This is a genomic window from Chitinophaga sp. YIM B06452, assembly GCF_039655965.1.
GTDB lineage: Bacteria > Bacteroidota > Bacteroidia > Chitinophagales > Chitinophagaceae > Chitinophaga.
The window spans coordinates 161,674-185,556 of record NZ_JAWLKY010000001.1; the positions used below are offsets into that span (position 1 = coordinate 161,674).

At 48.8% G+C, this 23,883-nt stretch carries 16 protein-coding genes; 6 read left to right on the forward strand and 10 right to left on the reverse strand.

Annotated features, from left to right (window positions below; genetic code table 11):
- Positions 1-28 precede the first annotated feature (28 nt).
- Genes R3I13_RS00600 through R3I13_RS00610 form a run of 3 tightly spaced genes read right to left on the reverse strand, consistent with a single transcriptional unit; the run spans position 29 to position 8,322 of the window.
- Complete coding sequence (locus tag R3I13_RS00600; protein ID WP_346315962.1) at positions 29-523, reverse strand: hypothetical protein; 495 nt, start codon at positions 521-523, stop codon at positions 29-31.
- A gap of 11 nt (positions 524-534) precedes the next feature.
- Complete coding sequence (locus tag R3I13_RS00605; protein ID WP_346315963.1) at positions 535-5,061, reverse strand: DUF6443 domain-containing protein; 4,527 nt, start codon at positions 5,059-5,061, stop codon at positions 535-537.
- Positions 5,062-5,070: 9 nt separating this feature from the next.
- Positions 5,071-8,322, reverse strand: a complete 3,252-nt coding sequence (locus tag R3I13_RS00610; protein WP_346315964.1) for a hypothetical protein — start codon at positions 8,320-8,322, stop codon at positions 5,071-5,073.
- Between the two features lie 138 nt (positions 8,323-8,460).
- Here R3I13_RS00610 and msrB point away from each other — a divergent pair, with 138 nt between their 5' ends.
- Complete coding sequence (gene msrB / locus R3I13_RS00615; protein WP_346315965.1) at positions 8,461-8,916, forward strand: peptide-methionine (R)-S-oxide reductase MsrB; 456 nt, start codon at positions 8,461-8,463, stop codon at positions 8,914-8,916.
- Here msrB and R3I13_RS00620 read toward each other — a convergent pair whose 3' ends face one another.
- Positions 8,917-10,062 carry an Fmu (Sun) domain-containing protein gene (locus R3I13_RS00620; protein ID WP_346315966.1) on the reverse strand — a complete coding sequence of 382 codons (1,146 nt, stop codon included), beginning with the start codon at positions 10,060-10,062 and terminating at the stop codon, positions 8,917-8,919. It abuts the gene before it with no gap.
- Positions 10,063-10,451: 389 nt separating this feature from the next.
- Between R3I13_RS00620 and R3I13_RS00625 the strand changes: the two genes are divergently transcribed.
- A complete protein-coding gene (locus tag R3I13_RS00625; RefSeq protein ID WP_346315967.1) occupies positions 10,452-11,858 on the forward strand; it encodes a serine hydrolase domain-containing protein in 1,407 nt (468 codons plus the stop codon).
- A 75-nt stretch (positions 11,859-11,933) separates the two neighbouring features.
- Here R3I13_RS00625 and odhB read toward each other — a convergent pair whose 3' ends face one another.
- Together odhB and R3I13_RS00635 are read right to left on the reverse strand one after the other, a co-directional pair.
- A complete protein-coding gene (gene odhB / locus R3I13_RS00630; protein ID WP_346315968.1) occupies positions 11,934-13,505 on the reverse strand; it encodes a 2-oxoglutarate dehydrogenase complex dihydrolipoyllysine-residue succinyltransferase in 1,572 nt (523 codons plus the stop codon).
- A 38-nt stretch (positions 13,506-13,543) separates the two neighbouring features.
- Positions 13,544-16,291 carry a 2-oxoglutarate dehydrogenase E1 component gene (locus tag R3I13_RS00635; RefSeq protein ID WP_346315969.1) on the reverse strand — a complete coding sequence of 916 codons (2,748 nt, stop codon included), beginning with the start codon at positions 16,289-16,291 and terminating at the stop codon, positions 13,544-13,546.
- Between the two features lie 361 nt (positions 16,292-16,652).
- Here R3I13_RS00635 and rpsT point away from each other — a divergent pair, with 361 nt between their 5' ends.
- The 4 genes from rpsT to R3I13_RS00655 all read left to right on the forward strand — a co-directional run bounded on the left by rpsT (position 16,653) and on the right by R3I13_RS00655 (position 19,982).
- Positions 16,653-16,907: a 30S ribosomal protein S20 gene (gene rpsT, locus R3I13_RS00640; protein WP_209148040.1), complete on the forward strand. Its 255-nt coding sequence runs from the start codon at positions 16,653-16,655 to the stop codon at positions 16,905-16,907.
- Between the two features lie 313 nt (positions 16,908-17,220).
- Positions 17,221-18,954 carry a M14 family metallopeptidase gene (locus R3I13_RS00645; RefSeq protein ID WP_346315970.1) on the forward strand — a complete coding sequence of 578 codons (1,734 nt, stop codon included), beginning with the start codon at positions 17,221-17,223 and terminating at the stop codon, positions 18,952-18,954.
- Positions 18,955-19,016: 62 nt separating this feature from the next.
- Positions 19,017-19,517, forward strand: a complete 501-nt coding sequence (locus R3I13_RS00650) for an antitoxin Xre/MbcA/ParS toxin-binding domain-containing protein (protein ID WP_346315971.1) — start codon at positions 19,017-19,019, stop codon at positions 19,515-19,517.
- Positions 19,518-19,526: 9 nt separating this feature from the next.
- The gene (locus R3I13_RS00655) at positions 19,527-19,982 is read left to right on the forward strand and encodes an RES family NAD+ phosphorylase (RefSeq protein ID WP_346315972.1); all 456 of its coding nucleotides are present in this window, start codon (positions 19,527-19,529) and stop codon (positions 19,980-19,982) included.
- 22 nt (positions 19,983-20,004) lie between these two features.
- Here the strand turns inward: R3I13_RS00655 and R3I13_RS00660 are convergent, their stop codons facing one another.
- From R3I13_RS00660 to R3I13_RS00675, 4 genes are all read right to left on the reverse strand, one after another.
- Complete coding sequence (locus R3I13_RS00660) at positions 20,005-21,024, reverse strand: beta-ketoacyl synthase chain length factor (RefSeq protein WP_346315973.1); 1,020 nt, start codon at positions 21,022-21,024, stop codon at positions 20,005-20,007.
- Positions 21,014-22,228, reverse strand: coding sequence for a beta-ketoacyl-[acyl-carrier-protein] synthase family protein (locus tag R3I13_RS00665; RefSeq protein WP_346315974.1), 1,215 nt, complete (start codon positions 22,226-22,228; stop codon positions 21,014-21,016). The genes R3I13_RS00660 and R3I13_RS00665 overlap by 11 nt, the downstream gene beginning before the upstream one ends.
- A gap of 15 nt (positions 22,229-22,243) precedes the next feature.
- On the reverse strand, positions 22,244-22,501 hold the full coding sequence (locus R3I13_RS00670) for a phosphopantetheine-binding protein (RefSeq protein ID WP_346315975.1): 258 nt from the start codon (positions 22,499-22,501) through the stop codon (positions 22,244-22,246).
- Positions 22,502-22,583: 82 nt separating this feature from the next.
- Positions 22,584-23,879 carry an ABC transporter permease gene (locus R3I13_RS00675; protein WP_346315976.1) on the reverse strand — a complete coding sequence of 432 codons (1,296 nt, stop codon included), beginning with the start codon at positions 23,877-23,879 and terminating at the stop codon, positions 22,584-22,586.
- Positions 23,880-23,883 lie beyond the last annotated feature (4 nt).

Here is a 23,883-nt window from a genome sequence, read left to right on the forward strand (position 1 = left end):
GAACGTTTTGCAGGCAAACGTAGTTCCATTAGTACGAGGTCTCCTCTGTATCCTTATTCTTCCATACAAGAAACCCTTTTGGATTTATGAGCAAGGAGTTTAGAATTTCCTGATAAGCTATGTTGATGTTACCTTCTATAACCTCATTTATACCATTGTAATCAGGATCAAAGACTATACACCATTCAGGCATGTTACCAATAAGTATGTTTAACAATTCGAATAATTTATTTCCTTTCTTTTTGGTTTCATCTTCCAAAAGCATTAGCTCCTTTTTTAACTCGTTTATCCCTTTAATAACTGTGATACATTGCCACTCAGTTTTTTTCAGGTTATCGGGCAATAGAGATAGCACGTATTTGGGAATATCTAATTTCATCAATTTAATGTAATAAAAGTCAGCCTCTTCCGGCCCTTGAGGATATTCCACACCATCCCATTCATAAGCAGGCTGCTTAAATTTGACTCCCGATAATTTTAAACCAGCTTCAACTGGTATCATAATTTCAAATCCAATATCCATAAGTTAAGATATTATGGAAAGGGTGTAGGATCGCCAGTCCACCAAAATTTCCCAGACCAGTTAAAAATATGTTGATGTGGATTGGGATGAACTGCCGCCCTGCCATGGTCGGTCCAATCCACCCTGCTCCATGGAACAATCTTCCCATTCGCCAACGGCCAGGATCCACCCGTAAATGTTGCCGATTGTCTATATATTATTCCGTCACTCCCCAATCTTTGTCCCAAAGTTGTATGTGCGTAGCTTCCGGCCGCAGGGTTGGGCAATGGAATATCCCAACCAGCAACATTCTGTTGAGCCAGCGGTATTTTGGGTATATATACTCCTTTAATGGTGGGAACTTGAGTTCGAATTCCCGGAATATTAAATCGCATTCCGCCCGCCCGTACATTACCTAAAGATCGCAATCCGCCTACCAAAGATATGCCATCAGCAATAGCAAAAGCACCATTTATTAACATACCTTTTTTATTGCCATGCCTTGTTGCTGCCAAGAGTCTCACACTCGGACCTAATATCGGCGCAGCATTTATTATGAAATACGCAGGCAATATAACCATAGCCTCTAGTGGCGAATTAATCGTTATGCCGGGTTGCGGGGTGCTGACGTCGGAACGGTATCGATCCAATAGTTTTAAGTGCTCTTTCCTTTTTTGTTGAAGGTACACTTCTTCAGCCTGTCCTTCAGGTGTTGACATTTTTAGCTGATGCATGTACTTTGCATTCCATGCCTTAGCCACTTCTTTTTCCGGGTTTATTGTGGGCTTGGGCCATTCCAGGGGAAAATACCTATTCCCATCGATCTCCTTATTCTTGATCGGGCTGTTATCAGCAAAGTGATAGGGAGATAAGTTACTATATTCATTGCTCGCCCCGTCTATCGCAAACCATCTACCCAATTGAGGATCGTACATCCTTGCGCCGAAATCATACCAGTCAAGGCCTTTCCCATTCCCAAATTCATCTGTCTGTAGCTCTTTCCCGCTAAAACGAAGTTTATTTTCAGGATAAGTAACAGGTGTAACTGCTTTGGAGCTGATGCCTTCCATTGTTAGACCGAACGGGTAATAATGCGTTTCTTCCAGCAATCTTCCCGTACTCATAATAACAATCAGATTGTCGAAGTATACATCCTGGGGACTTTCATTGCTGGTGTAAACATACAAGTAACCATTTCTTGAGATGGCATTTTTACCATTATAAAGCGCTTGTACCACATCGGGGCTGCTATTTATCTGTTTTACACCACTGTTCCTTTCCACCATGTTCAGCTGTTCGTCGAATAGCACATAATTCAAGTATGCTTTAGGACGTAGCTGGGCCTCCTGAGTGTCAGATTCCTTTTGTTTCAGTTTTTGGTAATGATTATTGATGAATTCCTGGCTAAATGGAGAAACCCTGCGCGTTTGTCCACCTTTTACTACGCCAGAGGTGGAATTTCCCGCAAAAACCGCTAACAAGGGTGTTAGCATATCAGCTACGGGACCAGTAGGATCTTGTTGTTTTATTGCCTGAGTTTTATGAAAAGCCTCTACTTTTACTTCAACTGTATCACCAGCCATTACCTTCAGTACTAATGCAGGGCCAATACGCTTGTCAGGAAACTTCGCATTGAGCCGGGCAGCATACTTATTTTTAGAATCGCTGACGGGGTACCCAACGGGTTTTTGCTGCCTTGTATTATCAATATTGCTAAACAAGCTGTTCTCTACAGCTGCGGCGGAAGGTTCCATTCCGGCCGTATATGTACTCAAATCACTTTGCTCGGTATAAACTATCCTCACATCACCCCGATGGTCTGTAATAAAATAATCATACCAAAAGGCCACCGGTAATCCTGGCTTTTGAATAACCCTAATCCTCCCTTCATCGTGAGGAATGTATCTTAACACCCCATTCTCATACAGCATACCCGCGATATAGTCATGTTTCACCTGTTTGGGAGTACCGCTGCTCTGATCATTGACGATTCTCTGGTGTTTAGCTCCATCGGCGGTATATTTGAATTGAATATTGCCTTTACCGGAAAAAGTAATCTGGTCAGGCATATGAATCTCATTGTAGACAATTCTGGAAATTTCTTTATTCGCGTCGTGGATAACATTACCATTTGCGTCAAATATGTAGTCTATTTCCTGACCGCTATTTTTTTCTTTGAAGTCTCCGAGCAAAGATCCCGCATCATTCTTGCTGTCAGTCACCCGCTTCAGGCGATTGCTATTGTCATAATATACGTACTGCAACAAATCAACATCATCGGATGTCGTGCCTTTCAGACCCTTTTGATGCAAAGCTTCAATATTGCCATTTGCATCATACTTTATATGATTGCCGCTAGCAGTTGGTCCGCCTACACTAAAATTGACATTGCCCTGTTCCCATGCTGAACCATTGAGCTGGGTAAAATCAGCCTTCATTAAACGACCAACGCCATCGTAGCTATAACCATATGCCCTTGCCGGACCGTCGCCACGCCATTTGACACCAGAAATTTCGCCGGTTATCAAAGGAACAGTAAATCCATAGTCATAATAAAGCTCCTCTCCGAAAGAACTTGTGCCTGCATCAGTAATATATGCCCTATTGATGCTTTTAAGCCGGTTATTCAGGTAATATTCGTACGCTACATCTCTCAATCCACCCAGGGATTTATTGCTTAGTTCTCCACTTTCAAAATAAGAGCTGGAAGCAATTACTCTTTCGAGTGCAGGATCGTCATTCAATTTCATAATGGTGCTTAACTCCCTCCCCGCGTGATCAAGGTTGCTGATCTTAAGTATCCTTAATTCGGGAACTGCGCTTCCTGGATAAGTATGATAATGATAGGAACTGATATTCCTGTCCCTAAAATCATAGAGTTTCGTAGTTACATCTTTTCCTCCTTCAATATTGTCACTGATAATCTGAATCACCCTTCCCTTGCCATCATAATGTTCAGTGGACGTCAACCACTTATCTGAGCCTAAAACCCGAACCCGGGTTCCTGTTTTAGCGCCCGGTACGATGTCTGCCTTTATTATATTATCCTTGTGAATATTACTTCCAATTTCCGGCTTATTGGCGTATGCCGCTTCAAAAGGCCGGCTTCCACTCCAATTGTAGCTATCATAGTAGTTATAGGTCAGGGGAATAATATCAGCCGGATTCAAGCTTGGTAAAGGGTTATTGGCGACAAAAGTCACGTTCGTATTAACGATCTTCAGATTAGGATCGATGTACGCTTCAAACTCATCCGTGCCCGAATCAAATTCCGGGTTAAAAATGATACTATTGGATGCTATATATTCGCGGATATGGGGAAGCTTAGTAGTTATCACCAGATCCGCATATGTGTTAATGGTGTGATTGATGGTCATCGTTCCAGAAGCAGGCGCAGCGTTCATCTCAGACTGCAGCTGTGACCGCGTTTTAGAAGAATGATATAGCCCTTCCATTGTCACCCGGTTCACCTGATCGTAAAGCAAAATCTCCCACATTCCTTCCTGGCGTTGCTTTGCATTTTGCTTAAATACCAGCCTGTTCCTGTTATCATATACGTTCTCAACAAAACCTCTGTCAGGCACCTTGTCCCTGATAACCCTGTCCCTATTGTCATACTCCTGGTAAAAACATAAGTTCTCTACAACACCGGGAAATGACGCAAAGCTCCAGGTTGATTTTATTTTTTCCACTGCCAGCGGAGGAATTATAAACCGCTGTCTTCCAGTCTCATCATATACAAAGTAGGTACACAGCCAGCCGTCATGGGTCAGAGACCCGCTTCCCGCCTCTTCTTTTCTTAAAATGATATTTCCTTCAAAGTCTCGATACACAACACTCCGCTTACCCAACGGGTCCGTGGTTTGTGTTTTAGTTAAGAGCCCAGTGCCGTAATAACCGCTAGACTGCGGTATGCTGCCTTCCAGATCAGCAACACTCCATTTTATAATTTGCTCTTCTGCAGTATTCAATAAATAAGCTGTGGCCATCCCTCTGTTGCTGCCTATCCAACTATTCCCTATCGGCAAATCTTTTTCTTTCCTCTGCAATGGCGAATTCTCCAACTCTTCTTCAGCATAATAAAACTTTTCGCCGGCAAACCGCTGGCCTGGCGCCGAGAGTCCCGTATAATAAGTATTCTGCTCCGTGAAGGCGTCGCTCCTTAAACCGCCGTCATAAGTAGAGGAAGGGTAAGGAAGATATTGTTGCTCTTCTTTGCCTCGAACCGAATATTCTTTCGGATAAATCATGTCCTTTCCCATGGGAGTAAAGCCTCTTTTCACCAACTGCACCACTCTTCCCATCCTGTCGAAATAAGACGTTTGCTGCTGAACTTCAGCGTTAGGCCTTGACGACAAGGAGGAAATATCGGCATCGGTCAGCGGAATATTAGGTTCCCATACCGTCAGATAATTGAGCTTAACATTTTGATATGCGTTCGGTATCGTACGTGGCGTTCTGGTGGGGGCAGGAACCGACGGATTGCTTACCGGCTTGTTCTGAGCAGAAACACAAATACTATATAAAACAAATAAGATCAGAAGGATATAACGCGGCATAACCAAGGTTTAATTTTGTTGCTGGATAATATACAGTGGACTGGGTATTAGCTCATACTGACGAGCTATATATCTCCACGGAACTGCGTCACGATAATATTCTTCATAAATAAAGAATCTGCCTAAAGAATATTCCGTTCCATTCGCAGTATGGGTATATGTAAGTTCAGAAATAACCAGATCGGTGTCGGTAATTTCCTTTACGGAAAACGGCAGGCCATCTGCCTGGAAAGGATTTCCATTCGCATCCTTGAATTTCACAACCACTTCTACCTCATGAGCGTAATAATCCTCCAGGTTAATAGTATAATCGTTCCTGTACTCCACGGAAGCGTACACCAAGGGTAGTGGGCAATCGCAGGCTGAACCATAATCGTATACTTTAACGATCTTTCTGTCATTGTTCCTGACAACCCTCATTCGCTGGAATATATCATATTCGTAGAAAGCTGTTGTACCGTTGGGTTCTGTTACGGAAGCATGACCAACCCCAGGAATAGTGACATAATTGAACATATAAGCGTCTTCAGGCAGTACCGCCACATTATCGATCGGATAAGTTCCCGCAATCGTCATATTATTGGTCGTATATTCGATCCTTATAGGCTCCCATTTACCATTTACCAGCCGGCTATAAGAAAGGAAATATTTTTTGGCGTCGGGTTTCGTGAAAGGCACCTGGAAGCTTCCGGTCCAATACCTGGAGCCTGTAGCGCCCTCTCCGGATGTTGCCGAAGTATGCTCCTCAAAGTCCTCAAAGTACACTTCACCCAGTGAAGCATTAACAATGGTAGCGGTCAGGTCTCTAAGACTATTGTACAGATAGACTTTGGGAATTCCGTCTATGCCAATTTCAAACCTCATGATACCAGCGATGGAACTGTATATATATCTTGACTCTTCTACGAATGCACCCCCATAATTTGATTCCTGTACAGTAGAAGGAAATACCTTGATGTCAGGTGGCGCCCCCCCTAAGCTGACGGTTTTATATGAAAAATGACGAATCTGTTTCTGGCCGGAAGGCAAAATCTTTTCTTCCCTTATCTTTGTGGCTAACTTATCCATATGCTGATACGAGGTGTTATCTTCTGCGCTTAACCCGGAAATCTCCGAACGGTTCTCCGGGTAATAGTACTTCATCGCATAGCTGGCGCCCATTGAGTTGGTATAGTTCATCTTACGCAGCAACGTACCATCAGGATTGTATTCGTAAGTACGTTCTTGTTCCTGAACCCGTGAAAAGTCCTGCGTATCATAAGTTCTTTTGATCTCTTTGGTCAGCTGGAAGTTATCCTTTATATGGTAGTAAATATTTTGATACCATCTCCTCGTATCGAAATTGCTGAACCATTCTAATGTAATACTGATCCCCCTTGCTTTTTTTTCCGGCACTGCGAGAGCCGTATACTGGTATTCCGTTTCCTCTACTTTATCGCCTGCAGAATTAAAAAACTGTTTGAAACGAAGCAATCCTCGCCGGTGCGCGTATGAAGTTGAATAACCAAACTGCCGCTTTTGGTTGATTGACCATATTGTACCAAGATTGGCATTTACAATCTTGAACTCGTCCGGATAGTTGCTGAAGTTTGTAAACTGATATACTTCTGAACCTCCGTCGGCATTGGTTACTTTAACCCGTGAATAACCCACATGAGGCTTATTGATATCAAATGTATTGTAGAATAGCGTATTATAATAAGTTTCGCCATAGATCGTACAAGCGCCGACAGGAGGCATTGCAATCAGATGAGTCACCGTATTGTTATAAACAAAGCTATTAATAAACGGCTCTCCACTAGACTGTGTTGTGGAGCCTTCCACACGATAACTAAATGACTTGACAACCGCCTTACCTGTATTATCTGTCTCAGTAATAGTCTTCAGCCTCAACCCTCCGGCAAGCTTAGTACTACTCGTTGCCGGGTCCCAGTAATCATTCAATTCATATTCATAAGTGGTTTTCCCTCCTAAGCCATATTCAATTTCATAAAGCGTATATTGTTTTGTCTTTCCCAGATCCGGGTCTTTCAAGGCTTGTGGAGGGCAGGGCGTAGAGTTGCTGTTGTTATTATAATATCCCCAATGGTCAATAGCCACACTATTTCTGGCCGGAAACTTATAAGCCGGGTTATTAAAATAATTAAAACTATACAGCTTGATAGAACTTACCTGGTCCTGCCCCACCACATACACATCCTGAAGCGCTAGTCTGTTGAGATCTTTGTTACCATCCGGCGTACCATAATAATGATGCCTGAATCGAATACATTTTAGGAAATTGGCATTGTTGTAAATATTAATTAAAACAAGCCGCTTACCATTTACCTGATCCAGACGGTCATCAGCATATTTAAATTCTACATTTCCGGATGTACAGGATATTTTTGATAAATATTTAGGCGCTGCATAAGTTGAAGGCATTGGATTCTCCCAGTTTACTTCCGGTTGGCCACTACAAGTACCGGATGTAGTAAAAGTGGTCCGCCCCCTGATAAACTTGTTGGTAGATATATTCTGCCCGGTTATGTATTCAAATTTGATTTCATCGGTCCTGTTAAAGTTGCTTACTTGATCCAGCAGCCAAGTAGACACAAACGAGGCCCCTTCCTGCAATATTTCCTTAGAGTTATTTGTAGTCCCGAAGGTGAACCGGTTGCCGCTCTCGTCTACTGCAACCCACGAGACATTTGTGTAATTATTGGTCCCGGCAGGGCTCGTCATAGAAAGTTGTAACCGGGAAGGCTTTGTAAATACAATTCCCTTGTTTTCATCAAAAACGAAAGAATTCGATTCAAAAGGCGTAGTAATAAAGAACAGGTCGGGTTCCCCATCCCATTCACCCGATGCTATTTTATCAGACCTCCCGGCATCTACCTCATTGCCCCCATTTATATTCAGGCCGGTTCGGTTAGCGCCGATGTAACCACTATCCGATTCATCAGGCCGGCCTCTTATTACACGTGTAATAGACCCTCCAGCCTGCAGGTTCCAGTTAATACCCACGGTAGAAGCATATTGGTGAAGCTTAACCCCGGTCGCCTGATAATTGATGCCTATCGGCACCTTTAGTTCAGGTGATTCAAGCGTGTATAACGGCAACGAAATACTAGGAGTGCCGTTGTAATAATTGAACGACGTGGTCGTGGCGTTTCCAATATTATTGGGAGAGGGTAGCGTAACACTGATATTGTCTTGATATTGTCCAAAAACAATACAAATCTTCAAACAGAAGATCAGGCATAAGGTTAATGATCGCATAAGTACAGGAAATATGGGTTTCCGGTTAACTATTTTCGAAGCGTAAATATAGTTTTATTTCGCGGAAGTTTTCCTTCCCATACTTAATTACCCCATTTCCAATTTTTTCGGTAAATTTCCATCAGAAAACCATACACAATGCTAAACTGGAACGACGTCCTCAATTTCGCCACCAAAGGCAATCCCACGCCAGACAAACGTGTTGAAAAAACCGACGAAGAATGGAAAGCATTGTTAACGCCTGAACAATACCGCATTACCCGGAGAAAAGGCACTGAAGCCCGCTTCAGCGGCGAGCTTTGCAGCCGTTACGAACCGGGAAGATACAACTGCGTCTGCTGCGATACTGAGCTGTTCGATTCCACCATCAAATATGATTCAAACACAGGCTGGCCGAGCTTTACGCAACCCATCAAAGAGAACGCCATCAAATATGAGAAGGATGTCTCATTCGGGATGGTGAGAGTAGAGGTAATGTGCAACGTCTGCGATGCACACCTGGGGCACGTTTTCCCGGATGGGCCGGCGCCCAGCGGGCTGAGATATTGTATTAATTCCGAGTCGCTGAAGCATGTTGGAGTGGAAGTGAAATAACTACTTCCTCCCCACCGCCACAAACATTGTATCCGCTTCCCTGTCATACCCGCGGATCACCCCGCTTTCCTCTATTTCCAATCCGCATTCGTTTTTCAAAAACGCTACCGCATGTTCGTTCTCCTCTTTAAAAACGGAACAGGTGATGTACACCAGCCTTCCACCAGGCTGCAGCTGTGGCGTTACATGTTTCGCGATCTGCTTTTGCAGGGCGGCGTATTCCGCAATGCGTTTCTCTGAAAAATAATACAGGTTCTCCGGCGAACGCCCCCAGGTGCCGGAGCCGCTGCAGGGCGCATCGAGAATGATGCCGTTGAAATGTGGAAGACCGGTAACAGGCTTCGTGAGATCGATCACTTTTGCATCGTAGTTCTTTAGACCCGCTTCTGCAAAGCGTTTGCGGAGATTTTCCAGTATGCTGGCGCGCACGTCGCTGGCGGTGAGCTGGATGGTGGGTTCTGTGTCGTGCAGGAGAATGGACTTGCCGCCACTGGCCGCGCAGCAGTCCCACCAGCGCTCGCGGGCTTTTGGTTTGAAGCGCTGGCCCGTTTCCTGCGAGGAAAGGTCCTGCACTTCGTACATGCTTTTATCCGTTAATATCTGCTCTGTTTTGGTGCCATTCGGTAATGCAATGGTATGCTCCCCTATCGTTTCAAACCCGATACCGGCAGTTTCCAGCAAACGCAATATGGCGGCCTTTTTGCCGGGGCGGGCGCGGATGTAGAGTTTCGGCTGCTGCAAATAGGAAAGCGTGAACGCTTCGGGATCGATACCTTCGGAGAGGTACGCCAGGAAAGGAAAAGCGGAAGCGGCATCCCATGTTAACCCGAGGAATTGCAGCTTCTCTGTAACAGTACCGGCTATACGCTCATTCCATTCCGGCCGGAAAAAGCCAAGCAGCATGTCGGGGGATTGTTCGCAGAGGAAAGCGCCGAGCAGCATTCTTTCTTTCACATCCAGCTGTTGCTGCCATTTGCCGAGGCGGAAGAACTGGTACACCAGCTGCTGTATCCGTTTGCGATCGCGGCTGCCCATGTGGGGGCGGGCCTTGAAAAAATGCTTCAGGTAGTGATGTAAAGGCAGGCTGCCATCATATTCATCCACGATGCCGGCAGCGGTGTTGAGGTAATTTTCCCAGCGCGTCATAAAACAAAGATAGGAAACGCTTTCGTGAAGCGTTTCCTACCGGTGATGCCGCTGATCATTTCATATAACAAGAACACTATTACCAGGCAGCGACAGCAACTTGGGGTAACAAACGGGTTGCGACTTTAATATCTTCTGTCAATGGTAAAAAATCTAAGGCTGGCAAAGGTTATGAGTATCATGTAAAGTTTCGGGTTCCCGGTTCTCATAATACCTGGCTTTGAAGATTGGACGCTGATAAACCGCAAGGGTTTAACGCGTAAGAAAATAAATTTCAATTGGTTACAGCTGTTTTATTCAGTTCAAAACAGCTGTTTCGTTTCAATCCTTCTTTTTTAAAGGGTTCCCATAGTTATTTTGTAAATTATGCTACCTAAAACCCAAAACTTATGCGCCGCTATTCCCTGATCCTCCTTCTGTTTTTGCCTTTCTTCGCCTCCGCGCAATATGCTGACGACATCCGCAAGGTAGAGAACAGCCTTACCGGCTGGGTCTATATTGCAAACGAACCGCCAGCGCGATGGAATATCGAAGACCGGTTAAAGGTCCACAAAGTGCCGGGCGTTACCATCGGCGTAATACGCGATTACAAGCTGGAATGGGCGAAGGGTTACGGTTTTGCAGACAAAGAAGCAAAGATCCCCGTCACCCCGCAAACCCTTTTCCAGGCAGCTTCCATCAGCAAATCGCTGAATGCCGTTGGCATCCTCAAGCTGGTGCAGGAAGGTAAGCTCAGCCTGGATGCAGATATCAACACTTATCTCAAAACCTGGCATCCTTCCGCCGATTCCGGCAAGATAACCATTGCCAATCTGCTGAGCCACACCGCCGGTTTGAGCGTACACGGCTTTCCCGGTTATGAAGCGGGTGATACCCTTCCCACGGTAGAACAGATACTGCAAGGGCAGCGCCCGGCCAACACCCGCGAAGTGAAACCGCTGTTCGCTCCCGGCGTGAAGATGCAGTATTCAGGCGGAGGCACCACCGTTACACAGCTGATCGCCACCACTGTAACCGGCATTCCTTACGACCAGTACATGCAAAAAGAAGTGCTGGATCCGCTGGGCATGACGGGCAGCTTTTACACGCAACCCGCACCCGGTAACAAAAAACAGCTGCTCGCAACAGCCTATAACGGAGAAGGAAAAGTTTACCCGGGGAAATATCACATTTACCCGGAAATGGCCGCCGCCGGCCTTTGGACCAACCCCACCGACCTCTCGAAATACATCATCGAAACGCAACTGGCCCTGCAGGGGAAATCTTCGAAAGTATTGAACCAGGCCATGACCAAAACCCGGCTTACGCCTTACCTGAATAAAAATTCAGCGCTCGGGGTATTTATCATCAACGGGCAGCGTTATTTCAACCACAACGGCGGCAATGAAGGTTTCAGGTGCGTATACTACGGCAGCCTTGAAGGCGGCAACGGCATGGTGATTATGGTGAATTCCGACAACTTTGCCATCATCGATGAAGTAACGCGCAGCATTGCGATCACCTACGGATGGGAAAAAGATTTTTACAGGCCGGATACAGTCACCGCTGCGCCGCTTCCCGCCGATTCGCTGAAACAATACATGGGCAAATACAATTTCCGGACGGTAAACCTCGTAGTGGAAGCGAAGGACGGGAAGCTATACGTAACCTCGAACAATGGAACGCCCATGCTCATGCATTACACCACCAACGGCGATTTCGTGCTGATGGAAGAAAGGGGCCGCATCAAACTGGTAAACGGCGACCTGGTGGCCTCCGATGGCGGGGAATCGGTCACGTTCAAACGCCAGCCTTAGACAACGCTTTTAACCAAATATAAAAGGCCATGACATTATCCGTCATGGCCTTTTTCGATATACGTTACGGGTAGATTATACTTTGAGCAAAGTTTTCACCGGGTCTTTACCGAACAGCAGCTGCTCGGGGTTTTCCAGCATATCTTTCACGCGCACCAGGAAGCTCACGGATTCGCGGCCGTCGATGATGCGGTGGTCGTAGCTGAGCGCTACGTACATCATGGGGCGGATCACCACCTGGCCGTTGATGGCCATAGGCCTGTCCTGGATCTTATGCATGCCGAGGATGGCGGATTGCGGGATGTTGATAATGGGCGTGCTCATCAGTGAGCCGAACACGCCGCCGTTGGTGATGGTGAAGGTACCGCCGGTCATTTCTTCCATCGTCAGTTTGCTGTCTCTCGCTTTGGTAGCCAGTTCTACTACTTTTTTCTCAATGTCTGCCATGCCCATGCTTTCCGCGTTGCGGATCACCGGCACTACCAGCCCTTTGGGAGCGGATACGGCGATGGAGATATCGCAGAAATCGTGGTACACCAGTTCTTCCCCGTCTATGTAAGCATTCACGGCAGGAAATTCCTGCAGGGCGAAACATACGGCTTTGGTGAAGAAGCTCATGAAGCCGAGGTTCACGCCGTGAGCGGTTTTGAAGGTCTCTTTATATTTAGCGCGGATAGCCATGATGTTGGTCATGTCCACCTCGTTGAACGTGGTGAGCATGGCCGTCGTGTTCTTGGCTTCCACGAGCCTGCGGCTAACGGTTTTGCGGAGGTTGCTCATTTTCTCGCGGCGCTCGTTGCGGCTGAACATTTCGTGGCCGATGGCAACGCCGGGATTTTCCAGGGCGGCAAACACGTCGTCTTTCATGATCTTGCCATGTGCGCCGGAACCTTTGATGGAAGCGGGATCCACCTTTTTATCCGCAATCACGGCGGCAGCTACGGGAGAGGCTTTAATATCATTGGGGATGGCGGTAACCGGCGCCTGCTGGGCCTGGGGCGCAGCTTTGGCAGCTGGCGCGGCGGCCTGCTGCGCAGGTGCGGGAGCTGCTTTGCCTGCGGGGCGCGCAGCGGAGGTATCTATCTGGCAGGCTACATCGCCGATCTTCAGCGTATCGCCGTCTTTTGCAAGGGTTTTGAGCACGCCGGCTTCTTCCGCGGGCAGTTCGAAGGAGGCCTTTTCAGATTCCATTTCGGCCAGCACTTCATCGCGCTCTACATACTCCCCGTCTTTTTTGAGCCATTTAACGAGGGTCACTTCCGTGATAGATTCTCCAACGGTGGGAACTTTGATATCGATGGTCCCTTTGTTCACAGCGGGCGCTGCGGGAGCGGCTTCTGCCTGGGGTGCAGGCGCGGGTTCCGCTTTTGCCGCAGCAGGTGCGGCTGGCGCGGCGCCTGCGGGTGCGGCGGCATCCGTATCGATAGTGCCTACAACATCGCCGATCTTTACCGTATCTCCTTCCTTAACTGTCAGTTTCAGCACACCGGCCTTCTCTGCGGGCAGGTCCAGTGTGGCTTTTTCCGATTCTATCTCACCGATCACTTCATCCTGCTGCACATAATCCCCGTCTTTTTTCAACCACTTTGAAATGGTGACTTCGGTGACTGATTCTCCTACCGTAGGAACTTTAATTTCGATTATCATGAGTATTACCCTCCTGTTGAAAAGTAAATAGTTAAAAATTAGATATTAAAAGCCGTGTCGATGATTTCCTGTTGTTCCTGCGCGTGTACTTTGGAATAACCGGTGGCAGTGGCTGCGCTCGGGTTCCGGCTGATCACGCCGTAGTTGAATTGTTTGAGGTTCATTTGCAGGAAACCGGCGGCGCCCATGTTGAGCGGCTCTTCCTGCACCCAGAACCAGGTGGCCCCTTTGTATTTCTGCTGGATGGCTTCCAGCTGCGCAACCGGCAGCGGGTAAAGCTGTTCCAGCCTTACAATGGCCACGTCTTTGCGGTCTTCCTTCATTTGTTTCTCGCTCAGGTCGAAGTACATTTTGCCGCTGCACAGCAGTACTTTCTTCACGCGCGAAGCATCGGCGATAAACGGATCGTCCAGCACTTCGCGGAAACCTCCCTGTACAAAATCCGCCACGGGGCTGTAGCTGCGCACGTGGCGCAGGTTGGCTTTGGGCGAGAAGTTGATCATCGGCTTGCGGAAAGGCAATGCCAGCTGGCGGCGCAGGGCATGGAAGAAGCTCGCGGCAGTGGTGCAGTTGGTCACAAAAATATTGTGCTCAGCGCACTGCTGCAGGAACCTTTCCAGGCGGGCGCTGGAGTGCTCGGGGCCCTGGCCTTCATAACCGTGCGGCAGCAGCATCACCAGGCCGCTTTGCTTCTGCCATTTGGTTTCGGCGGAAGTGATGAACTGGTCGATGAGCGTTTGCCCGCCGTTCATGAAGTCGCCAAACTGCGCTTCCCAGATGGTGAGCGCGTAAGGGTTGGCGATGGAATAACCATATTCAAAGCCGAGCACTGCGAATTCGCTGAGCAGGGAATTGTAGATCCTGAATTTACCCTGGTTCTCGCCCAGGTTGCTGAGGCGGCTGTATTCTTCGTCCGTTTCTTCGTTGCGCAACACAGCATGGCGGTGGGAGAAGGTGCCCCTCTTCACGTCCTGCCCGCTGAGGCGCACGTCGCGGCCTTCTTTGAGAATGCTGGCATAAGCGAGCAGTTCGCCCGAAGACCAGTCCAGCAGGCCTTGTTCGGAGAACAATTTTTGTTTTTCCTGCAACAGCTTTTCCACTTTACGCAGCGGTTTGAATCCCTCTGGGATGGCCATGATGGCGGCGAACAACTGGTCCAGGTCCGCCTGCGAAACGGCGGTGGCGGGAGAAGTGCCAAAATCTTCCGCCGTGCTCTTCCGCAGTTCTTTCCACCAAAGGTCCGGCTGCTGGTATTTGTAGGGAAGCGGGTGCTGTTTTACATCGTCGAGGCGCGCCTGGAGGTCTGCCCAGAAAGCTTTTTCCATTTCCGTTGCGAGGGCCGCATCCACATCACCGTTGGCGATCAGCTGCTGGGAATAGATCTCGCGGGGGTTGGGATGTTTGTCGATAGCGGCGTACAGCTTGGGCTGTGTGAACTTCGGGTCGTCCCCTTCGTTGTGCCCGTGCTTGCGGTAACACACCATATCGATATAGATATCGGAGTTGAATTCCTGGCGGTAACGGGTGGCAATCTCGGCTACTTTCACAGTAGCTTCCACATCGTCGCCGTTCACATGGAACACGGGCGCCTGCACGATGGAAGCTACGCTGGTACAGTAGTCGGAAGAACGCGCGTCCTCGAAATCGGTGGTGAAACCGATCTGGTTGTTGATCACGAAGTGCATGGTGCCGCCGGTGTAATAGCCTCTCAGCTTGCTCATCTGCGCCACTTCATACACTACGCCCTGGCCTGCAATGGCAGCGTCGCCATGGATGAGGATGGGGAGTATCTTGTCGTAATCGCTGTTATAGATCACGTCTGCCTTTGAGCGGGAAAAGCCTACCACCACGGGGTCTACCACTTCGAGGTGCGAAGGGTTGGGCGTGAGCTGCACGTTCACTTCCTTGCCTGCCGGCGTTTGAATGCTGGCGCGGAAACCAAGGTGATATTTTACGTCGCCGCTGCCCATGGTAGTGTCGGGGATGGCGGTGCCTTCAAATTCAGAGAATATCTGTTCGTATGTTTTCCCGAGGATGTTGGCCAGCACGTTCAGGCGGCCGCGATGGGCCATGCCGATCACAGCTTCCTGCACGCCGTATTCGGCGGCGGTGTTGATCATGGCGTCCAGCGCGGGAATGGTGGTTTCGCCGCCTTCAAGGGAAAATCTTTTCTGGCCGATGTATTTGGTGTGGAGGAACTTTTCGAACATCACGCCCTGGTTCAGCTTGCTCAGGATGCGCTTTTTCTGGTCCACGTTCAGCGGTTTGCGGATGGTGGTCTCCATTTCTTTCTGGAGCCATTCCATGCGGGCCGCGTCATTGATATAAGTGAATTCCAACCCTATTTTGGAAGCATATACTTCCGTGAGGTGCTGTATGATCTTTTCGAGGGGGGCTTTGCCAAGGCCTATCACCTGGCCGGCGAAGAATTCGGTTTTCAGGTCCGCATCGGAGAGGCCGAAGAATTTAAGGTCCAGGTTGGGCTGGCGGTCTTTCCTTTCGCGGATAGGGTTGGTTTTGGCGATGAGGTGCCCTTTTTTGCGGTAGGCCTGGATGAGGCGGAAGGCTCCCAGTTCTTTTACAAGCTGATCGCTGCTCACCGGAAGTGCGGAAGTGGCGCCGGGGGCGGTGGCCGCTTTCCCGTTGGCGTTGCTTACCGCGAAATCGAAACCTTCAAAGAATTTGATCCATTCAGGATCCACGGAGGAAGCATCTGCGCGGTATTGCTGGTACAACGATTCAATATACGCCGGGTGCGAGTTGGTGACAAACGAAAAGTCCTTCATTTACAACGTATTTAAGCTTGGTCTTCGATTCTCTGCCCTTATAACACCAAAAATCAGTGCCAGGATCGTGAAATCTATGATCTTTTGTCTTTGATTCTCTTGTCCTTATAACTCAATCTGCGCTTTTATAACTCAATTTGAGTTAATCAGGATTGCAAATATCGACAAAGATTTGGGATTTTCAGGCATTTAGCGTGGCTGTTTTATGATTTAACCCGCTGTTTCCCCAACCAGATATGTATATAATTTGTTATTTTTGAACCCGCTAAAAAGTAAGGGCCCGCAGGAAATACCTGTTTTTTATTTTTGTTTATAAAAAGATAAAACTTACCTTTGCCGTCCGAAACTTGAAATTTATACAATGGCAAACCATAAAGCAACGAAAAAAGACGTACGTCAGAGCAGAAAGCGTAATGAGCGTAACCGTTACTACGGTAAAACTACCCGTAATGCCATACGGGATCTGAAGAAACTGACTGATAAAGCAGCAGCTTCTGAAAACTTACCGGAAGTAATCTCCATGATCGATAAACTGGCGAAACGTAACGTTATTCACAAAAACAAAGCAGCCAACCTGAAGAGCAAACTTGCTAAGAAGGTAAATACCCTGGCGTAATCAGGCTGGTTTTCAATATTTTATAGCTCTTCCTTGCAAAGGGAAGGGCTTTTTTTATTTGAACATGCTCCTCTTGCCAATTTTAATACTGTGTCAAGATGGCAGTTCTTACATACATGAAAATTTTTCTAAATCGTTTTGCTACGGTTCCCTTACGGTATCCCTACTAAAGCCCTACTAAAGCCTTACGGTTGCCATACGATTACAACCATTGGAAGCTGCCGCTTGCCTCACCAACCCCAAATGCTTACATTTATGCCCTGAACCGCTTATCTCAATCGAATATCATTGATTTACAACAACTTAAACCAAAATGACGAGGACCATCCAAGTTATCCTGCTCCTGCTTTGCTCCGTTTTTTCCCTTTCCGCCCAGGATCTTACCACCAAATATGAGCGTACCGGCGCCAAAGAGACCGTTACCTACCAGGAATGCATTGCTTACTGGAAAATGCTCACCAAACGTTTCCCGCAGCTTAAAATGCTGGAAATCGGGCAAACAGACGCCGGGTATCCCCTTCACCTCGTCATCCTTTCGCAGGATAAAGATTTTAACTTCGCCAGCCTCAAAAAGAAAGATAAACGCGTGATACTCATCAACAACGGCATCCATCCCGGCGAACCGGACGGAATAGACGCCACCATGATGCTCTTCCGCGACATCCTCCAGGGTAAAAAGAAGCTCCCCGGCAATGTAGTGCTGGCGGCCATTCCGCTGTACAACATCGGCGGCTCCCTGAACCGGACCGCCTTTTACCGCGTAGATCAGAACGGTCCCGAAGAATTCGGCTCCCGCGGCAACGCCCAGAACCTGGACCTCAACCGCGATTTCATCAAAGCCGATTCCCGCAATGCCCGCGCTTTCCAGCAGATCTACCACCTTACAGACCCGGACGTGTTCATCGATAATCACGTAAGCAACGGCGCTGACTACCAACACATTATGACACTGCTCACCACCCAGTACGGTAAAATGGGCGGGGTAATGGGCGCTTTCCTCCACGATACCTTCGAGCCGGGGCTGTACAAGCTCATGAAAGAAAAAGGCTACGACCTCCTCCCCTACGTGAACCACTTCGGCAGCACGCCAGACAGTGGCTGGACAGCCTATGCGGACGGCCCCCGTTATTCCAGCGGCTACACCACCCTGTTCCACACCTTCGGGTTCGTGCCGGAAACACACATGCTGAAGCCGTACAAACAGCGCGTGGAAGCCACATATGCCCTCATGGAATGTTTCATCCGCTTCACCAGCGACCACAGCGCAACCATCCGCCAGCTGCGGGAGCAGACCAAAACCTCCGTGAAAACTCAGCAGCAGTTCCCCCTCAGCTGGAACCCGGACATGACGCAATCCGAATCCTACACTTTCAAAGGTTACGCCGCCGGTTACAAGACCAGTGAAATATCCGGCCTGCCCCGCCTGTACTACGACCGCTCCAAACCTTACGAAAAACAGATCAGGATATTCAACACCTTCCGCCCTGCGGACTTCGTGACCAAACCTGAGGCTTACATCATCCCGCAGGGCTGGTGGGCCGTGATAGAACTACTGAAGAACAACAAAGTGAACATGCGCCGCTTCACGCAGGATACAACCGTAACCGTGGAAGCCTATCGCATCGAAGATTATAAAACACCGCAGCGCCCTTACGAGAAACACTACCTCCACAACAGCGTGAAAGTGAATAGCAGCAAACAAACCCTCAAATTCCTGAAAGGCGATTATTACATCCCGATGGATCAAACGGCCAACCGCTACCTCATCGAAACGCTGGAACCCGCCGGCGGCGATTCATTTTTCGCCTGGAACTTCTTCGACGCGATCCTCGGGCAGAAAGAAGGTTATTCCACCTACGTGTTTGAAGACACTGCGGCAGAATACCTGAAAGAACATCCCGAGCTAAAACGGGAACTGGAACAACAACGCGCCAAAGACAGCACGTTCGCCCAAAGCGCCTCCGCGCAGCTGAATTTCGTTTACCGCAATTCGCCGTGGAATGAGCCGGGGTTTATGCGGTACCCGGTGTTTAGGGTGGTGAAGTGAGCAATCTTATTTCATTTGCTAAAAGATAATTTTTTTACTATATTTGGTAAAAAATTATACTCATGGAGACCGTGAAGAAGCCGAAGCAAAAAAAAACTGCCACGAAACCCGTGAAACCGTCTTCAAAGCAGGTTGAAAAGAAAGTAGTGCGGAAATTTATTAACCGACTTCCAGTAGCTCAACTTAGCAGGATGTCTTCAGACGCTAAGATTGAATTAATTAAGGGTGGAATTAGTAAAAATGACCTGGAAGCGCTGAAAGAACAAACAGGGCTTGGGTATGAAATACTGTCACACATATTATCCATATCTCGTCCTTCTTTAATTAATAAGAAAGGGGAAGATAAATTTAATCAACCAGTGAGTGATAGGGTTGTTGCCCTCGCTGATATTTATTCAAACGGGTATGCTGTTTTCGATGACAAGGATCGGTTTAATAATTGGATGATTAAACCTAACAGGACTTTAGGAGGAAAAGCGCCGATTGATCTTTTGGATACATCTTATGGTATGGAGAATGTAAAACATTTAATAGGCAGAATTGCTTACGGCGTCTATTCATAATGGGCTATTATGTATGTTTATCGAGTTAGTCTGACCAGGTATGCAAAGGATTTAAGCGGTGAAGGAGCGAGATTGAACGGTGGGCGTTGGAATCATATTGGTATTCCCTGTTTATATACGGCTGAAAGTCGCGCATTAGCGGCATTGGAGTATGCAGCTAACGTCAGCCTGGACGATATGCCGCGGGCATTGAGTATCGCAACGATTGAAATACCTGACAATTCATGGATAGAAAAATCCATATCACAGCTTCCGGGTGATTGGGCAGATCCCAGCACTCCTATATCTACCCGTGACTTTGGTACTTTACTATTGAGTGCAGCCAAACATTTAGCAATCAAACTTCCTTCTGCTGTTATTCACCAGGAATTTAATTATATAATTAATCCATTGCATCCTGCAATCAGTGATGTTCGTATTATTGCAATAGCAGATTTTGCCTTTGACGTGCGGGTTAAGAAATAAAATGAACGTTTAGCTATATATTCTAAAACACGCTTCTCCTCACCAGCATAAACGTATGCTGCTCCCCATAAAACTGGTTATACAACAAAGCAATCTTCTCCGGCCCTTGCTCCAGCTGCTTCACAGCCGCCCACAGCCCGAAAGCGCCCGCGGTATCATATTCGCCGCAATAGGGTTTGAAGTAAAAAGTCTTGGCATCTGTGAAACGCTTTTCCACCCCGTCATAAAAATGATTGAACTGCGCATCGCCGTTGCGGCCGGATACGAGGAGGTCGATCTCTTCAGGCGCAAGGTTATGGGAAGAAAGGAATGTTTGCAGCGATTGCTGCAGTTCTTCCGGAGAAGGTTTATATATCATCTTAATACCTTCCAGGCAAATATCAGCCGGCTGCGAAGTGAACAGGAAAAAAGCGGAACCTTCTCCCGCTATGGAGCCATTGGTGGCGGAGGCCAGCAGGTCCGCGGGCTGCGTCAGCCCGTTCTTCCAATAACCGATGCGGCTTTTGATATAAAAATGTTCGTCGGTGATCTCGTCGAAGGCGCCGGCGAGCACTTCGGCGGCATTGCCTTCCGCCAGCTGCATCAGAGCGTCCAGCACGGCGTGCTCGAAGGAGAAGCCGCGGTGAACGAAGGTATTGTTGTATTCCGTGCACTGCTGCTGCAGGGCGATGAGGCCGTTCACGGAATTGTAGGTGGACTGTATAAAGGGAGTTGGGTTGAGCGCCGTTTCTGCATAATCGCGGATGTTGTGCAGGAACTTTTCCGTGTCCTGCAGGCTGCCGCGGCCGGTGCCGGTGATAATGGCGCCGGGAACGGCGGTGTTGCCGTTGCGCAGGCATTGCAAAGCGGCTACCAGTCCCATTTTCAGCACGCGGCTCATGCGGCGCAGGCTGTTGGGCGGAATGAATCCGCTGTAATCCGGCTCTTTCACACGCATCATGCTTTTGCCTTCCAGCGTAAGCAGCTGTGGCGCAAAATCGCCTGAAAAGCTCTCCTGCGGGGAGATGGCGGCGCAACTTCGTATGTAAGCCTTACCCTTCATATTTGCTGAACACCAGCGAGGCATTGTTCCCGCCAAAGCCGAAAGAGTTGGAGATCACGTTGCGGACGGGATACTCTTCCAGCAGTTTGATTTCGGGTGTAATGCCCAGCTCTTCCATTTTTTCTGAGAAATTGAGATTGGGAAATATCATCTGCCGGTTGATGGCCAGCACGGAATAGATCGCTTCAACCGCGCCTGCGGCGGCCAGGGTATGACCGGTGAAAGGCTTGGTGGAACTGAATTTCGGCACTTTGTCGCCAAACAGCCTTTCCAACGCTTTACCTTCAGACGCGTCGTTGTTCAGCGTGGCGGTGCCATGCACATTTACGTATTGTACGTCCGCCGTGGTTCTGCCGCTCATGGCCAGCGCTTTGCGCATGGCTTCAAAAGCGCCGTCTCCTTCGGGGGAAGGCGCGGTGGGATGAAATGCTTCGTTGGTATTGCACCAGCCGGTAAGCTCCGCCAGCACTCTTGCTTTGCGCGCCTTCACGAGCGATTCGCTTTCCAGCACCAGGTATGCAGCGCCTTCGCCGAGGTTCAGGCCGTTGCGCTGTTGGTCGAAGGGGCGGCAAAATTGTTTATCCGTATTCTTGAGGGAATTAAAACCGTTGATGGTAAAGCGGGTGAGCGCTTCCGTGCCGCCGCATACCGCCCTTTGCACGAGCCCCTGCCGGATGAGCCTTGCGCCGTACATCAGCGCGTTGGCGGAGGAGGAGCAGGCGGTGCTGATGGTGGTTACGTATTCGCGAATGCCGGTTTCATCGGCGATGCGCTGGGTGCAGTCCGCACAATCCAGCGTATCGATGTACCGGAGGAAGGTGCCTTCCTTTTCCGGGTCCAGTATGTCGAAATAAACTTTTTCGGTATCGCACATGCCGCCAACGGTGGAGGCATTGATAAATGCGGCGGGCATTTCGCGGGGATCGGCTATACCGGCAGATTGCAGGGCTTCCTGCATGGCCACCAGCCCTAGTAAGGTAGTGCGGGTAAATTCGGGGGAACCAGGCTTGCCGGCCAGTTCAGCCAGTTCTTCCGTGCTCAGCTTCACTTCGCCTACGGGCAGTACATGCTGGTGGATGGTGTTGATATACCGGGTATAGCCCAGCCCGCTCTGTTGCGCACGCAGGCTGCGGAAATTCTCCTCCACGTTGTTGCCAATGGCGGAGATCATACCTATCCCGGTTATAAACACACGTTCAGCCATCCCGTTCTTTACTGCTTACGCTGCTTGTTTGCTTTTAATGAATTCAGCCATGGTTTGCACGCTCTGAAGGATCTTGCGGCCTTCGCGCGGGTCTTCCACCTTGATCTGGTAATTTCTTTCCAGCAGCACCATCAGTTCCAGTGAATCGATGCTGTCCAGGCCCAGACCTTCGCCAAACAGCGGGGCATTGTCGTCTATATCCTCCGGTTTGGTATCCTGCAGGTTAAGGGCTTCGATGATCTGCTGTTTCAATTTCAATTTTAACGCTTCCATAATTGTTGTAGGTTTTACGCCCAAGGCGTATTCCAGGGGAGTAAAAATAACTGTTTTAAGGTTGTTTATAAAATGTTTATTCCTATCCGATCCTGCGCTGCTCCACGATGGCGGCAATGGCCAGCATCACGGCGCCGCATCCCAGCAGGCGCGCAATATCAGGCAGCACGTACCGGATGTTGCCGTTGCGCAGGTAAATATCATTGATGGCATCCAGCCCCCAGCTCAGCGGCGACAGGCGACCGATCCGCTGCATCGTGTCCGGCATGATCTCCAGCGGTATCCAGATGCCGCCGATGGCGCTCAGGATCACGATGGAAATAGCGCCGAAGTTCAGCGCCTGGTTCGGCGTTTTGAACAGGGTGCCGATCAGGATGCCGTATGCCGTGGCAGTAACGCCAATGCTGGCGGCTGTAAGCAATCCCGCCGCATGATCCACACCCAGCTGGAGCTTTGGCAGGCCCAGCATAGGCAGCACGTAAATGCCCACCAGCATCATCAAATAAAACTGCACAATACATATGCCGACAAAAAACAACAGCTTCCCCGAAAGGATGGAGCCGTAATTGCCGGGGATCAGCTTCATGCGCACCAGGCTGCCGTCTTCCCGCTCCCGGATCATATTACCCGCGATCGGTATCACGATGAAGAACATGGCGAAAATGCTCCATGCGGGCACGTTGTGCTGCACTGAATTGGAGATCACGTCTATCTGCTTTCCCGCTCCCACACCTGTTTCCCGCAGTCCCACGGCTTTCAGTTTGATGGCGGGGAAAGAATCCTGCACGGCTGCGCTGTCTTTACTTTTCAGCTGCAGCTGTATCCGTTCCAGCAGCAGGTCCGTTTGCACCTGCGTGAGGAAATTATCCAAAGCCTGCTGTATAGCGCTTTTGAAAGCTTTTTTGGAAGCGGGGTCGAAATAAAGCTGCACAGCAAGCGAGTCGGACACAGTGGCCTTTACCGGCAACTGCGAAGCCAGGCCCATGCGTTTGGAAATATCGTTCACGATCTTGTTCGCATTGCTGACGATCTCTGCCGTAGCGCCTTTGGGGATGGTGATGCTGATCTTGTATTCTCCTTCTGCAATGAGGCTTTTTGCTTTTTCTTCGGTAAGCGGCTGCTGCCCGATGGAATCGATCACATTGAACTGCCCGCTGGCGCCCAGCCCTTCACGGATGTAGCGTCCCAGGCGGCCCTGGTCGTTGTCAACGGTCAGGATGTCGAACTTCACTTCCTGGTAATCTTTAAAAGGCGCATCCTGTATGAGGGCCATCACGGTGATGAGCACCAGCGGCATGGCAAACAGCAGCGTCAGCCCGGCCTTGTCGCGCCTCAGCAGTAACCATTCCTTTCGTATCGTTGCAATGAGCCTTAACATGCTA

Bases quoted from the DNA above. Each gene is read 5' to 3' on its own strand.
- R3I13_RS00600 (WP_346315962.1), bottom strand. From the start codon at position 523: ATGGATATTGGATTTGAAATTATGATACCAGTTGAAGCTGGTTTAAAA.
- R3I13_RS00605 (WP_346315963.1), bottom strand. From the start codon at position 5,061: ATGCCGCGTTATATCCTTCTGATCTTATTTGTTTTATATAGTATTTGT.
- R3I13_RS00610 (WP_346315964.1), bottom strand. From the start codon at position 8,322: ATGCGATCATTAACCTTATGCCTGATCTTCTGTTTGAAGATTTGTATT.
- msrB (WP_346315965.1), top strand. From the start codon at position 8,461: ATGCTAAACTGGAACGACGTCCTCAATTTCGCCACCAAAGGCAATCCC.
- R3I13_RS00620 (WP_346315966.1), bottom strand. From the start codon at position 10,062: ATGACGCGCTGGGAAAATTACCTCAACACCGCTGCCGGCATCGTGGAT.
- R3I13_RS00625 (WP_346315967.1), top strand. From the start codon at position 10,452: ATGCGCCGCTATTCCCTGATCCTCCTTCTGTTTTTGCCTTTCTTCGCC.
- odhB (WP_346315968.1), bottom strand. From the start codon at position 13,505: ATGATAATCGAAATTAAAGTTCCTACGGTAGGAGAATCAGTCACCGAA.
- R3I13_RS00635 (WP_346315969.1), bottom strand. From the start codon at position 16,291: ATGAAGGACTTTTCGTTTGTCACCAACTCGCACCCGGCGTATATTGAA.
- rpsT (WP_209148040.1), top strand. From the start codon at position 16,653: ATGGCAAACCATAAAGCAACGAAAAAAGACGTACGTCAGAGCAGAAAG.
- R3I13_RS00645 (WP_346315970.1), top strand. From the start codon at position 17,221: ATGACGAGGACCATCCAAGTTATCCTGCTCCTGCTTTGCTCCGTTTTT.
- R3I13_RS00650 (WP_346315971.1), top strand. From the start codon at position 19,017: ATGGAGACCGTGAAGAAGCCGAAGCAAAAAAAAACTGCCACGAAACCC.
- R3I13_RS00655 (WP_346315972.1), top strand. From the start codon at position 19,527: ATGTATGTTTATCGAGTTAGTCTGACCAGGTATGCAAAGGATTTAAGC.
- R3I13_RS00660 (WP_346315973.1), bottom strand. From the start codon at position 21,024: ATGAAGGGTAAGGCTTACATACGAAGTTGCGCCGCCATCTCCCCGCAG.
- R3I13_RS00665 (WP_346315974.1), bottom strand. From the start codon at position 22,228: ATGGCTGAACGTGTGTTTATAACCGGGATAGGTATGATCTCCGCCATT.
- R3I13_RS00670 (WP_346315975.1), bottom strand. From the start codon at position 22,501: ATGGAAGCGTTAAAATTGAAATTGAAACAGCAGATCATCGAAGCCCTT.
- R3I13_RS00675 (WP_346315976.1), bottom strand. From the start codon at position 23,879: ATGTTAAGGCTCATTGCAACGATACGAAAGGAATGGTTACTGCTGAGG.